This window comes from Bradyrhizobium sp. LjRoot220, assembly GCF_964252915.1.
GTDB lineage: Bacteria > Pseudomonadota > Alphaproteobacteria > Rhizobiales > Xanthobacteraceae > Bradyrhizobium.
In genome coordinates this window covers 60546-74210 of record NZ_CAXUPS020000001.1, presented here as the reverse complement: position 1 = coordinate 74210, position 13665 = coordinate 60546, and the positions used below count along the sequence as shown (strand labels likewise).

General features: G+C 63.5%; 12 protein-coding genes. 4 read left to right on the top strand and 8 right to left on the bottom strand.

The features are described 5' to 3' along the window. Positions 1-162: 162 nt before the first annotated feature. The gene (locus ACSQ84_RS00325; RefSeq protein WP_436209656.1) at positions 163-2529 is read right to left on the bottom strand and encodes a transketolase; all 2367 of its coding nucleotides are present in this window, start codon (positions 2527-2529) and stop codon (positions 163-165) included. Between the two features lie 141 nt (positions 2530-2670). Between ACSQ84_RS00325 and ACSQ84_RS00320 the strand changes: the two genes are divergently transcribed. Beyond that, positions 2671-3132, top strand: coding sequence for an Lrp/AsnC family transcriptional regulator (locus tag ACSQ84_RS00320; protein ID WP_436209655.1), 462 nt, complete (start codon positions 2671-2673; stop codon positions 3130-3132). Positions 3133-4085: 953 nt separating this feature from the next. Here the strand turns inward: ACSQ84_RS00320 and ACSQ84_RS00315 are convergent. From ACSQ84_RS00315 to ACSQ84_RS00290, 6 genes are all read right to left on the bottom strand, one after another. Further along, positions 4086-4874 (bottom strand): ABC transporter ATP-binding protein, encoded by a 789-nt coding sequence (locus ACSQ84_RS00315; protein ID WP_436209654.1) that lies wholly within the window; start codon positions 4872-4874, stop codon positions 4086-4088. Further along, positions 4862-5917, bottom strand: coding sequence for a dihydrodipicolinate synthase family protein (locus tag ACSQ84_RS00310; RefSeq protein ID WP_436209653.1), 1056 nt, complete (start codon positions 5915-5917; stop codon positions 4862-4864). The genes ACSQ84_RS00315 and ACSQ84_RS00310 overlap by 13 nt, the downstream gene beginning before the upstream one ends. Positions 5918-5925: 8 nt before the next feature. Continuing rightward, positions 5926-6750 carry a GNAT family N-acetyltransferase gene (locus ACSQ84_RS00305; RefSeq protein ID WP_436209652.1) on the bottom strand — a complete coding sequence of 275 codons (825 nt, stop codon included), beginning with the start codon at positions 6748-6750 and terminating at the stop codon, positions 5926-5928. Further along, positions 6737-7774 (bottom strand): NAD-dependent epimerase/dehydratase family protein, encoded by a 1038-nt coding sequence (locus ACSQ84_RS00300; protein ID WP_436209651.1) that lies wholly within the window; start codon positions 7772-7774, stop codon positions 6737-6739. Before ACSQ84_RS00300 ends, ACSQ84_RS00305 begins: the two co-directional genes overlap by 14 nt. Before the next feature lie 19 nt (positions 7775-7793). Continuing rightward, positions 7794-8564: an ABC transporter permease gene (locus ACSQ84_RS00295; RefSeq protein WP_436209650.1), complete on the bottom strand. Its 771-nt coding sequence runs from the start codon at positions 8562-8564 to the stop codon at positions 7794-7796. Between the two features lie 300 nt (positions 8565-8864). Beyond that, complete coding sequence (locus ACSQ84_RS00290; RefSeq protein ID WP_436209649.1) at positions 8865-9512, bottom strand: TetR family transcriptional regulator; 648 nt, start codon at positions 9510-9512, stop codon at positions 8865-8867. Between the two features lie 132 nt (positions 9513-9644). On the opposite strand from ACSQ84_RS00290, the gene ACSQ84_RS00285 reads away from it, so the two are divergent. Next, positions 9645-10649 (top strand): ABC transporter substrate-binding protein, encoded by a 1005-nt coding sequence (locus ACSQ84_RS00285; protein ID WP_436209648.1) that lies wholly within the window; start codon positions 9645-9647, stop codon positions 10647-10649. A gap of 136 nt (positions 10650-10785) precedes the next feature. Here ACSQ84_RS00285 and ACSQ84_RS00280 read toward each other — a convergent pair whose 3' ends face one another. Further along, a complete protein-coding gene (locus ACSQ84_RS00280; protein WP_436209647.1) occupies positions 10786-11268 on the bottom strand; it encodes a MarR family winged helix-turn-helix transcriptional regulator in 483 nt (160 codons plus the stop codon). Between the two features lie 53 nt (positions 11269-11321). On the opposite strand from ACSQ84_RS00280, the gene ACSQ84_RS00275 reads away from it, so the two are divergent. Next, a complete protein-coding gene (locus tag ACSQ84_RS00275; RefSeq protein WP_436209646.1) occupies positions 11322-11750 on the top strand; it encodes a DUF1772 domain-containing protein in 429 nt (142 codons plus the stop codon). A gap of 92 nt (positions 11751-11842) precedes the next feature. Next, complete coding sequence (locus tag ACSQ84_RS00270; RefSeq protein WP_436209645.1) at positions 11843-13663, top strand: flavin-containing monooxygenase; 1821 nt, start codon at positions 11843-11845, stop codon at positions 13661-13663. Positions 13664-13665: the final 2 nt, after the last annotated feature.

The following is a 13665-nucleotide window of genomic DNA, read 5'->3' as shown; positions in this document are numbered from 1 at the left end:
TTCCCGTGTGGAGGGACCCCCACCCCGCCCTCCCCCGCAAGTGCGGGAGAGGGAGTGGACCGACGTTGTGGCGAACATCACTTAACCACATGCGCGCTGGGCTCCCTCTCCCGCACTTGCGGGGGAGGGTTGGGGTGGGGGTCGCGCGGCATCGGCGGTATCTCACACCGCCATTTTCCGATGCCGCACCGGCGCCCCGACCGTGAGGCTTTCCGCCGCATCGATGATGGAATTGGCGTCCATGCCATGGTGGCGGTAGAGGTCGGCGATCGTGCCGGTCTGGCCGAACTGCTCGACACCCAGCGCTTCCAGCCGGTGACCGCGCACGCTGCCGAGCCAGCCCAGCGCCGCCGGATGGCCGTCTATCACCGAGACGATGCCGCAGTCGCGCGGCAGCGGCGCCAGCAATTGCTCGATATGGCTGAGATGCGCCACACCGCGGCGGTCGCGCCGCAGTTTTCGCGCCGCGGTCCAGCCTGAATGCAGGCGGTCAGCCGATGTCACCGCCAATAGCCCGACATCCCGGTGGCTCTCGCCGATGAAGCCGACCGCCTCGATCGCCTCGGGCGCGACCGCGCCGGTATAAGCGATCACGACGTCGCAGTTCGCGCCGGGCTTGCGTAGCCAATAGGCGCCGTCAGTGATCTCGCGCTGCAGGTCCGGCGTCATGATCCGCTGCGGCTGGTCGACCGACCGCGTCGAAAGCCGCAGATACACCGACCCGCCCTCACCGGCTTCGCGCTGCATATGCCCAAAGCCCCAGCCCATGATCACGGAGAGTTCATCGACAAAGGCCGGCTCGAACGAGGCGAGGCCATCCTGTGCGATGCCGATCAGGGGCGTTGCGATCGACTGGTGCGCGCCGCCTTCCGGCGCCAGAGTGATGCCGGACGGCGTCGCCGCCACCATGAAGCGCGCGTCCTGGTAACAGGCATAGTTCATCGCATCGAGGCCGCGCTGGATGAAGGGGTCGTACAATGTACCGATCGGCAGCAGCCGCTCGCCGTTGATCTGGTGCGACAACCCAAGCGCCGAGAGCATGATGAACAGGTTCATCTCGGCAATGCCGAGTTCGAGATGCTGGCCCTTGGGCGAAAAATCCCAGTTGAAGGTCGAGGGGATTTTCTCCTGCCGGAACAGATCGTGGTTTTCGGCCTTGGCGAACAACCCGCGGCGGTTGACCCAGGCGCCGAGATTGGTCGACACCGTCACGTCGGGCGAGGTGGTGACGATGCGCGAGGCCAGTTCGGTATCGCCGCGCGCCAGTTCATTCAGCACGAGGCCAAAGCCCTGCTGCGTCGACATCTGCGCCGCCGGCTTGAAGGCGAGCCGCTCGGGCACCTCGATCACGGGCGCGGTCAGGCGACGGCGGCCCTCGGCGTTGAACGGTGCTTCCGCCAGGAACGCTTCCAGTTTCGCCGCATCCTGCGACAATCCCTCGAACTTCTCCCATTCATGACCGGGACGGATGTTCTGCGCCGCGCGCCATTTTTCCATCTGCGCCACCGTCATCAGGCCGGCATGGTTGTCCTTGTGGCCCTGCATCGGCAGCCCGACGCCCTTGATGGTGTAGGCGATGAAGCAGACCGGACGATCATGGTCGATCGCCTCGAACGCATCGATCATGCTCGACATGTCGTGGCCACCGAGATTGGACATCAGCGCCAGCAGTTCCTCGTCGCTGCGGCGGTCGATCAGTTGCGTGACCGGGCCCTGATCGCCGATATCGTCCCGCAGATGTTTGCGGAACGCGGCGCCGCCCTGGAAACACAACGCGGCATACATCTGGTTCGGGCAGGCGTCGATCCAGCGCCGCAGCGCCTCGCCGCCGGGTTCGGCGAACGCCGCCTGCATCAGCGTGCCGTACTTCACGATTCTGACGTCCCAGCCGAAATTGCGGAACATGGATTCGAATTTCTCCCAGAGCCCTTCGCGCACCACGGCGTCCAGGCTCTGGCGGTTGTAGTCGACGACCCACCAGGTGTTGCGCAGCCCGTGCTTCCAGCCCTCGAGCAGCGCCTCGAAGATATTGCCCTCGTCCATTTCGGCGTCGCCGACCAACGCGATCATCCGCCCTTCCGGCCGGTCCTTCATCCAGCCGTGCGACTTGACGTAATCCTGCACCAGCGAGGAGAACAGGGTTTGCGCGACGCCGAGGCCGACCGACCCCGTCGAGAAATCGACGTCATCGGCATCCTTGGTGCGTGACGGATAGGATTGCGCGCCCTTGAAGCCGCGGAAATTTTCCAGCTGCTCGCGGGTCTGGTGCCCGAACAGATACTGGATGGCATGGAATACCGGGCTCGCATGCGGCTTCACGGCGACGCGGTCCTGCGGCCGCAGCACCGAGAAATACAGCGCCGACATGATGTTGGCGAGCGAGGCCGAGGAAGCCTGGTGGCCGCCGACCTTCAAGCCGTCGGTGTTGGGCCGGATGTGATTGGCATGGTGGATGGTCCATGACGACAGCCAGAGCACCTTGGCGGCCAGCGCGGACAATAATTCCAGGCGTGCGGGCGCGATGGGCATGGGCGGTGCTCCGGACTTCAGGGCCAAGTCTGTCAAATTTTACCGGGCCTGAGGTTCCCAGAAATCTCAAATTTCCGCGACATACCGTCCCAGATTGGAATATCATCCCACTTCTGGCCCCATAATCCCGAGTTCGTTCCAATGCATGCCCTCGACGCCATCGACCGCAGGATTCTCAGCCTGCTGCAATCCGACAGCCGCATGACGATGCAGCAACTCGCCGACAAGGTCGGGCTCTCGGTCTCGCCCTGCCACCGCCGGGTGAAACTGCTGGAGGAACGCGGCGTCATCACCCGCTATATCGCCACCGTCGACCAGAAATCGCTCGGGCTTCATGTCAGCGTCTTCATCTCGATCAAGCTGGCGCGGCAGAAGGAGGAGGACCTCAACCGGTTTGCGAAAGCGATCTCGAAATGGGACGAGGTGCTGGAATGCTATCTGATGACGGGAAATCGCGATTACCTGCTGCGCGTCGTCGCCGCTGACCTGTCGTCCTATGAAACGTTCCTGAAAACCAAGCTGACCCGGCTCGACGGCATCGCCTCGATCGAGTCGAGTTTTGCACTGAGCCAGGTGAAATACTCGATCGCGCTGCCGGTGTGAGAATTCAGCTTCGTCATTGCGAGCGAAGCGACGCAATCCATCGCGCAACGAAAGGCAGCATGGATTGCTTCGTCGCAAGCGCTCCTCGCAATGACGGGTACGACGCCGCTCCAGAAATGCCGTCGTCCTCCGCGAAAGCGGGGGACCCAGTACGCCGCGGCTTCTCGGTTCGATCATTGACGTCTCTGGAATACTGGGTCACCCGCCTTCGCGGGTGATGACAACCGAATGTGCGCTCACGTTCTCGCGACGCGTTGCGCCCGAGGCTTGCTGGAGAAACTTCCCGCCCTCGAAAATAGAGGGCGCAGGGAAGACCGGGTGCGCGCTGCACCCGCGGTCCCGTGTGCGGTTTGTAGATAGAAAGCTGCACACGAGCATACAGGGCAGCGGAGAACACCCGGCCTTCCCTGCGCAATGGCTTTACGGCTTATAACGAGCTCTCCCCGGAGAACGGCTCTTTTGCCTCCGTAGCGCCCTGAAAACTATTGTCTCCAGGTGCGTTGACGCCAGCACCGCGACGTCAGGACCACACGTCTTCGCCGTACGCCTTTGCCGCGATCGTCCATCGCAACATCAGCGTCCACCGCAACCCGTCCAACGTCCGTGACGACGGCCGACGCCCTTCTGAGTAGGACGGGATGGCCAAGGATATACCCTGATTTGATCTTCTGTAAAAGAGAAATATTTTTTATTTCGGGACTTGACATGATTTACGGAAAACAGAACTGATTTGCCCGTCGCGCCAATTCGTCGCACTCGGCCGTCATCGGAGCGGCGGCGCGCGCATGCGGACCCAAGCCTGATGAGAAAGTAGCCAGTGACCCATCTACCGTCATTGCGAGCCAACGGGTCGCGCGAATGCGCGCCCGATGACAGGCTCCGCGAAGCAATCCTTAGTGCGGCACGCCGAGAAGTGGATTGCTTCGCTTCGCTCGCAATGACGCGGTTAGATTCTACCCACTCGGCCCCAGCCCGAGGCTCGCATAAATCCGCCGCGCATAGGCGCCGAATTCGTCGGTGGTCTTGATCGGCAGATCGCGCGGGAACGGCAGCTCGATCGGGAAGTACTCCGCCATTCGCGCCGGACCGGCGGTGAGCACCGCGCAATGCGAGGCGAGGAACACGGCTTCCTGGATGCTGTGGGTCACGAAGATGATGGTCTTGCCGCTTTCGCGCCAGATCCGCAGCATTTCCAGGTTCATCTGTTCGCGGGTCAGGGCGTCGAGCGCGCCGAACGGCTCGTCCATCAGGATCAGCTTGGGATCGTGGATGAAGGCGCGCGCGATCGCGGTGCGCTGCTGCATGCCGCCGGACAGTTGCTGCGGATATTTGTCCTCATAGCCGGCGAGGCCGACGAGATTGAGCAGATCGCGGGCGCGATCGCGTGCGGCCCTCATCGGCAGCCCGACGATTTCGGCGGGCAGCAGCACGTTGTCGAGGATGGTCCGCCATTTCAGCAGCAGCGCCTGCTGGAACACCATGCCGATGTCGCGCGCGGGGTCGAACGGCGTCTTGGCGCTGCCGATCTTGATGGTGCCGCCGTCGGCGTCATGCAGCCCGGCCAGGATCTTCAGCACCGTGGTCTTGCCGCAGCCGGACGGGCCGACCAGCGAGACCAGCTCGCCTTCGCTGACGTCCATGGTGACGTCGGAGACGGCGAGGAATTCCGTGCCTTTCGACCGGTAGACCTTGCGGACGTTGCGCAGGCTGATGAAGGGCTCCTCCGCCGTCATGCCAGCCATTTCTGCAAGTGCTCGGCGACGAAGGCGTCGTCGGAGAGATCGGCGTGCTCGCGGCAGACGCGGTCGATCTCCTGCATCTGGCCGGGGCTCAAGCCTTCGGCCGGATCGAGGCACCACAGGCCCTGCAGCAACCCCTGCCGCCGCAGGATTTCGTGGCAGCCGGCGATGCAGCCGTGGAAATTATTGGCGACGTCGAAGAACGCGCTGTTGCAATCGGTCACGCGGGCGTCGAGTGCCAAAAGGTCCGCCGGCACCGTGCCCTTGCCCCGCGCCGCCTTACACATCTCGAACTGTTTGATCGCAGCCGCCGTCCAAACCGACCAATGGCCAAGCAGGCCGCCCTTGAAGTAAGCGCGGGTGGTGACGCCGTTGTCGCGCAGGTCGAATGGCAACATGAGATCGAGCAGGATATGGTCATCATTGCCGGTATAGAGCGCGACGCGGTCGAGCGCGCCGGCCGCGGCCACGCCGCGCAGCACGTCAAGGGTGCGGTAGCGGTTGAACGGCGCGATCTTGATCGCGATGACGTTGTCGATGGTCGCAAACCGGCGCCAGAAGTCTGCATTCAGGATGACGCCGCCGACGGCGGGCTGCAGGTAGAAGCCGACCAGCGGGATCTCGCGCGCCACCGCCTCGCAATGCGCGATGATCTCGTCCTCGGAGGCCGACTTCATCGCAGCGAGGCTGAGCAGGCCGGCATGGTAGCCGATGCCGCGCGCGATCCGCGCCTCCGCAATCGCCTGCTGCGTCGGACCTGCGAGGCCGGCGACCATCGCGAGCGGCCGCCCGGTCCAGTCGGCCGCGGTCTGCGCTGCCAGTTCCAGCACCGGCTTGTAGAGCCCGGCGTCGCGGATCGCGAATTGCGTGGTGTGGACGCCGACCGCCAGCCCGCCGGCGCCGGCATCGATGTAGTAGCGCGACAGCGCGCGCTGGTGCCTGCTGTCGAGCTTGCGGCTTGCGTCCAGCGCCAGCGGATGCGCGGGGATCACCGTGCCGTCCGCGATCAGCTTTCGCACGTCGGACTTGATTTCGCTGTGGTGCATGAAAAATCCTATCCAAATTCCGGGCCGGCGACCGCGTACGGCAGTTCGGCCGCGAGCATGGTGGCGCGGCCGAAACGCATGCGCTGAAACGGCCGCTCGATGGTCCAGCCGGTATCGGTGAGCCCGCGCAGGAAATCTTCCTGCGAATGGACTGCATCGAGCAGCCAGGGGCCTTGCTCGGATCGCACGATGGCGTCGACCAGCGCAAGCGCGCGTTCGCTGGCGTCCGCAAACACCGGTCCGATATGGCGCGCGGTGCGGCCGTCGCGGACCAGCGCCAGGGCATTGCCGGATGATACCATGCGGGAACCGGCGCGCCCGCCGAACTCGGTCAGCAGCGGGCCGCGGTCGAATCCCATGGCGCTGACATCGCGCGCGATGAAATCGGCGACGCTGCAGGTCGCCAGCGATCGCGCGGCGCTCACGCCTTTCGGAGCTTCCAGCCGCAGCCGCCGCAGTTGCAGCGTCGGGGTGAAGCCGAGCGGGCCATAGACGTTGGCCCCATCAGGCGTCGCGTCGAGCCAGGTGGTGAGGCCAAGCTTTGTCGCTGACTTGAGGCAGGCGTCGACCAGTCTGGTTGCCACACCGCGGCGGCGCCAACTCGCGGTCACCAGCACCATGCTGATCCAGGCGTTGCCGGCGGAGTAGGGCAGCAGCGCCGCGGTCGCGACCAGTTGCGTACCGTCGCGCACCCCGAACACGATTCCCTTAGCCAGGAAAAACCGCCAGTCGGCCTCGTTCTGGTTCCAGTGCGCTTCGGCCGACAACAACAATCCAGCCGGCGCATCGGCGACGCCGAGTTCGATGAGTTCGAAGTGCTCAGTAGCGGCCATCGCGCACCTCATACTTGGTGGGCTTGCCGAGGCTCGGCATCGACCGCGCTACCCAGTCGGCGGTCCAGCGGATCAGTTGATCGGTATCGACAACAGGCAGGCCGAACAGTTTGACGGCTTGCGAGGTATCGGTCAGCCATGCCGTCGGCTCCTCCTTGCCGGTGATGACCGGGGCAATCCCAAACCGTTGGCCGAATTTCGCGGCGAGATCGCGCACCGCCAGAATTTCGTGGCCGCTGACATTGATCGGCGAGGTCGGCGTATCGCAATGCGCCAGGCAGCGCAGCGCCTGCGACGACGCATCGCCCTGCCAGATGAAATTGACATGGCCGAGGCTGACGTCGATCGGCTTGCCCTGCAACACCTTGCTGGCGATGTCGTGCAGCACGCCGTAGCGCATGTCGATCGCGTAGTTGAGCCGGAACAGCCGCCCCGGCGTTGAATGCTTGCGCGAGAAATATTCGAACATGCGTTCGCGCCCGACGCAGGATTGCGCGTATTCACCGGGCGGGTTCGGGGCAAGGTCCTCGTCGGCGCCTTTGCCGTTCACGGGCACGAAGGGATAGACGCAGCCGGTCGAGAACGCGACGATCCGCGAGGCGGCAAAGGCCTGCGCCACCAAAGCGGGGACGTGCGCATTCATCGCCCAGGTCAGCGACAAATCGCCTTCGGCGCCGAACTTGCGCCCGGCCATGAAGATGATGTTCGGAGCTTTAGGCAGCGCCTTGATCGCGGCCTCATCGAGCAGGTCGCAATTGATGCTCTCGACGCCGCGGGCCTGCAGCCAGTCCTTGACATCAGGCTCGCTGAAGCGGGCGACGCCGATAATCCGGCGGTCGGGCAGGGCGGCCTTGGCGAGGCCCGCCAGCGTCGGCCCCATCTTGCCGGCTACGCCCAAAACCATGATGTCGCCATCGACCTTGCGCAGGTCGTCGATCAGCGCCTGGCTCGGACGGCACAGCAGTTCGTCGAGCGCGGCGAGATCGGGAATCGTCTCCGGCAGTTGGTCGCGGGTCAGCAGCATGGTTGTTCTCTCGTTCGCTCTATTGCAGCCGGATGTCGCGAACCACGAACAGCCGTTCGAGGCCGAGCACCAGGCCGTACAGCGCCACGCCGAGCAGGGTCAGCAGAATGACGGCCATCACCATCGCCGGCGTGTCGAGCGAGGACTGCACCTGGATCATGAGATAGCCGAGCCCGCGCTCGGAAGCGATGAACTCGCCGACGATGGCGCCCGCCACCGCCAGGATGGCGCCGACCTTCATGCCTGAAAATACGTAAGGCAGCGCGCCCGGCAACTGGATTTTTCGGAACAGCGTCCAGCGCGAACCGCGCAGCGATTTGACGAGATCCAGCAGGTCAGGCTCGACCTCGCTCAGCCCCCGCGCCGTCGTGAGCAGGATCGGGAAGAAGCAGATCGAAAACGCGATCAGGATGTTCGGAAAGATGCCATAGGAGAACCAGACGATGAACAGCGGTCCCAGCGCCACCTTCGGGATCATGTTCAGCGTCACGAACAGCGGCAGCAGCAACAGGCTGATCAGAGGCGACCAGGTGAACATCACCGCCAGCATGACGCCGACCAGCGCGCCGAGGCAGAAGCCGCCGAGGATTTCCGCCCCCGTGACCCAGAGGTTGGAGAGCCAGGCGTATTTGGCCGATGTCAGCGTCGAGAGCGCGGCCAGCGGCGAGGGCAGGATGAATTTTGGAACCTGAAAGGCGTCGACCAGCACCTGCCACAGCACGATCACGGCCAAATGCACGATCAGGATGATCGCCACGGTTCTTGCCGATCGGCCTGCGTCGCCAGACACGGAATGCTCCTTCGGAAAGCGTCCGGTTCCCGGCCGCTGGGTGCAGTGTACTCCGGGGCGTTGTAGGTTTCAACCAGTTGGTTGATTAGGATCTCTCCACTGTCGTCCCGGCCTTGAGCTCAGATGCGCAATTGCGCATCGGGGGACCCATACGCCGCGGCCCATCGATTCAAAGCGCTGGCGTCAGACACCTTCTTCAACAACAACCGTCGCGGCGTATGCGTCCCGGCGTTCGCCGGGACGACGGTTGAGGCAGCATGCGTTCCTCACGACCCCGTCCTCGCAGCGGCCCCGGTGCCATCACGGCCGCAGCGACTGCATCACCAGGTCGACCACGTGCTTGCGGCGTGCCTTCCGCGCCGCCGGGCTCGACAGGTCCTTGCCGAAGATCGCCGACAGGGTCGGCGTGTTCGAGAAGTAGAAATAACTGAGCCCCGCAATCGAAATGTAGAGATGTACGGCGTTGATCCCCTTGCGGAACACGCCGGCGCGGACACCCTCGCTGAGGATGGCCGACACCATGCTGACCAGCGGCGAATGCATCGCCTCCAGCTTGCGGGAGCCGCGCACGTGGCGGGCGCCGCCGCGGTTTTCGTCGTTCAAGAGCACGATGAAGTCGGGGTGGGCGGCGAGATGGTCGAAGGAGGCTTCGATCAGCCGCTTGATGGCTTGCTGTGGCGGCAGGCCTTCGAGGTTGAGCTTGCGTTCCTGGGCGCGGATCTCCTCATAGACCCATTCCAGCACCGCCAGATACAGCGCGTCCTTGTCGCCGAAATAGTGATAGACTAACTGCTTGTTGACGCCGGCGCGCGCCGCGATCTCGTCGACCCGGGCGCCGGCGAGCCCACTATCGGCAAACTCACGGCGTGCCGCCGTCAGTAGCTTCTTGCGCGTCGCCGCCGGATCGCGCCGCTGCGGCTTTAAGTCATCAGTTCGTTTTTTGGGCATTTCCAACCAAACAGTTGACAATTCGTCTCGTCCCTTGTTGCATTGGTAGCGTCACAGGCGTGCAACGACAAGGCCGGCTTGGCCAACGAACAGCTGTTACATACCGCCAATTTGCAAACGAGGAGAGTTGCCATGAAGGGCTTGAAGGTTGCGGGACTGGTTTTCGCGCTGGCCGTTCAGGCGGCGCCCTCTTGTGCCGGCGAGGCCGTCAACCTGATCCTGAACTGGGCGCCGACCGCGGACCATTCGCCGTTCTACTACGCCAAGGCGCAGGGCTGGTACGAGAAAGCCGGCATCGATCTCACCATCGAGACCGGCAAGGGCTCCGGCGTCTCCTCGCTGAAGGTCGGCTCCGGCGGTTCACCGTTCGGCATTGCCGATCTCGCGACCATGCTGGTGGCGCGCAGCAAGGGCGCCGACGTCGTGGCACTGATGAGCATCTACGCCAATACCGGCCAGACGTTCTACTGGCTGAAGAGCTATGGCGTGAACGGCCCGAAGGATTTTCCGGGCCACAAGATCGGCAATCCGCCCGGCGACGCGTCGCGGGTGATGTGGCCGGCGTTCGCCAAGGCCGCCGGCATCGCGCCGGACGCGGTCAGCTTCGTCAATGTCGGACCGACCGCCAAGATCGCGGCGCTGAAGAGCCACACCGTCGATATCATCAGCGACTTCTACAACGAGCATGATCTCAAGGTGATCGAGTTCGGCGCCGACCTCGGCTATGTCAACTGGAAGGACATCGGGCTCAATCCCTACGGCAACTCGCTGATCGTCAACGGTGCCTATCTGGAAAAGAATCCGAAAATCGCCGACGCGTTCGTCAAGGTCAGCCAGAAGGCATTCGCCGCTTGCGTTGCCGACGTCGCCCCTTGCCTGAAGGCGCTGCTCGATGCGGCATCGGGGCTGGACAAGGAAAACCAGCAACGGCAATGGGAGCGCATCAAGTTCCTGATGACGGATGATTTCACCACCACCAGGGCGCTGGGCTGGATCGACGCCGAGCGGATGAAGAAGGACTATGAACTGGTGCAGACCTATCTCGGCATGGAAAAGCCGTTCGATGTCGGCACCGCGTTCTCGACCAAGATGCTCGATACCAGCATCAAGATGGATGCGAGCAAGGTGAAGAAGTGACGCGTTAGCGTCATCCCGGGGCGCGCGAAGCGCGAACCCGGGATCTCGAGATTCCCCGATGTGCAATTTGCACATCTGAGGTCTGGTGCTAACGCACCATCCCGGAATGACGGCGTTTGTTGTGGTGGCAGCCTTCTCAGCCACCCTCGTCAGCATCACCACTCAAGCCTAATTCCAGCCGCCCGCACAGTTCCGCAACCACCCTCTGTGTGGTCGCAAGGTCCTTCAAGCTGACGCCATCGGCGAGGTCATTGACCCACGGCACCTGAAGCCTCGTGGCAGCCTCGAACGCGTCCGTCCCCCGCTTGGTCAGCACGACCAGATGCGCGCGGCGGTGGTGCGGATTGGGCTGCAGCTCGAGCAGGCCCTCATCGCGCATTTCGTTGACGATGCGCTGAACCCCCTGGCGATTGAGTCCCATGTTGCGCGCCAGCCACGCCACGGGCTGCGGCCGCTCGGCCAGCGCAATGGCGCCCAGCACCTGCCAGCGCGCGCTGGTCAGATCGAGGCCGGCGACCAGCCGGTCGCCGGCCAGCAGCAGCCGTCCGTTGAGCCGGAATATCGCGAGGATCAGGCTGGTCAAGGCCTGTCCGGCTTGCGTATGCCGCTTGCTTCTCATTGGCAATGGATATACGAAATGACAATATGTTGTCAATATCGGAGTGCGTCATTATGCTGATCGGACAACTGGCCACCATCGTCGCCGCCGCCTTCACCGGCGCGGCGTTCTTCATCAACTTCGCCGAACAGCCGGCGCGTCTGCTTCTCGATGACCGGAGCCTGCTGACGCAATGGAAGCCCAGCTATGCCCGCGGCTTTGCGATGCAGGCGAGCTGCGCGGTGATTTCTGGCGTTTTGGGATTGATCGCCGCATGGCAGAGCGGCGATTGGCGCTGGACGATCGGCGCCGTTCTGATATTTGCCAACTGGCCCTACACGCTGTTCGGCATCATGCCGACCAACCGCAGGCTGAATGCCATCGCCCCCGCCGATGCGGGCCCGGAATCGCGCCGCCTGATCGTGCATTGGGGAGGGCTGCACGCCGTGCGAACCGTGCTCGGGTTCGCAGCGACCGCAGCCTATCTCTGGGCGCAGCACTGACGCCTTGATCGCCGGTTGATCTTTTCGCCGTGAGGACGCTTACTGCGTATCGGCTACGGGGTATATCTGCGGCAGATCAGAGGCAATTTCGGATGACGATCACGGAGGAACCGCAATACCTGCGCAGCCATGCGTTCGACAAGGAGAAGTTGCGCCAGAAGTATATGGAGGAGCGCAACAAGCGGCTCCGCGCCGACGGCAACGACCAGTACATCGAAGTCAAGGGACAGCTCGCGCATTACCTCGACGATCCTTATACGCCCATCACGCCGCGCGATCCCAAGACCGACCACGTCACCTTCGCCTTCATCGGCGGCGGCTTCGCGGGCTTGGCCACCGCGGCGCGGCTGACCGAAGCCGGGATCAACGATGTCCGCATCATCGAGAAGGGCGGGGATTTCGGCGGCACCTGGTACTGGAACCGCTATCCCGGCGCGCAATGCGATACGGCCTCGATGGTCTATATGCCCTTGCTCGAAGAGACCGGGCACATGCCGTCGGAGAAATACGCGCACGCGCCGGAAATCCTCGCGCATTGCCGGCGTATCGGCATGCAATATGGGCTCGACGACAACGCGCTGTTTCATACAGAGGTCACTGATCTGAAATGGGACGAGGCGCAGTCGCGCTGGATCATCACCACCAACCGCGACGACGTCTTCACCGCGCAGTTCATCGGCATGGGCACGGGACCGCTGCACGTGCCGAAACTGCCGGGCATTTCAGGTATCGAATCCTTCAAGGGACATTCGTTCCACACCAGCCGGTGGGATTACGAATACACCGGTGGTGACCCCTCGGGCACGCCGCTGGACAAGCTCGCCGACAAACGCATCGGCATCATCGGCACCGGGGCGACGTCCGTGCAGTGCGTACCGCATCTGGCGCGTGCCGCCAGGGAACTCTACGTTTTCCAACGCACGCCGTCTTCCGTCGATGTCCGCGCCAACGCGCCGATCGATCCCAAATGGTTTTCGGGGATTGCCACGCCTGGCTGGCAGCAGCGCTGGCTGGAGAACTTTACGGCGAACCAGGCCGGCGGCAACGCCGAGGAAGATCTGGTTCAGGACGGCTGGACCGACCTGTCGCGGCGGATCCGAGCCAGGATCGTGCAGCTGCCGCGCGAGGAGCGAATTCCGGCCAAGATGCTGGCCGCGTTTGAGGACTCCGACTTCGAAAAGATGGAGGAGATCCGATCGAGGATCGATGCGATCGTGGGCGACCGCGAGACCGCAGCAAAACTCAAGGCCTGGTATCGCCAACTCTGCAAGCGTCCATGCTTCCACGACGAGTATCTGCAGGCATTCAACACGCCAGGCACGCATCTGGTCGACACCGATGGCAAGGGCGTCGAGAAGATTACCGAGAAGGGCGTCGTCGTCGCGGGCAAGGAATATCAGCTCGACTGCATCATCTACGCGTCAGGTTTTGAGGTCGGCACCGAATATAAGCGGCGAGCCGGATTCGACATGACGGGCCGGGGCGGCGTCAAGCTGTCGGAGCATTGGGCCGAGGGGATGCGATCCAAACACGGCGTCCACGTCCACGGTTTTCCGAACGCCTTCTTCGTGCAGCCGACGCAGGGCGCCAACCTGATCTCCAACGTGCCGCATAATCTGACCGAGGCCGCAAGGACCATCGCGGTCATGGTCAAGCACGCGCAACACAACGGCTTCAGGCAGATCGAGGTGACAAAAGAGGCTGAGGACCAATGGGTCGAGTTGTTATTGACCGGCGCCGGACGAATGATCGGCGCGCCGGACTGCACCCCCGGCTATTACAACAATGAGGGACACGAGCCCGGTCCCGCGGCCAGGCTGAATGTCGGCCATCCCGCGGGCGCGCTGGCCTACTTCAAATATATCGACGCGTGGCGCAGCAATGGCGCATTCGAAGGGCTGCAGTTCCGCTGAAG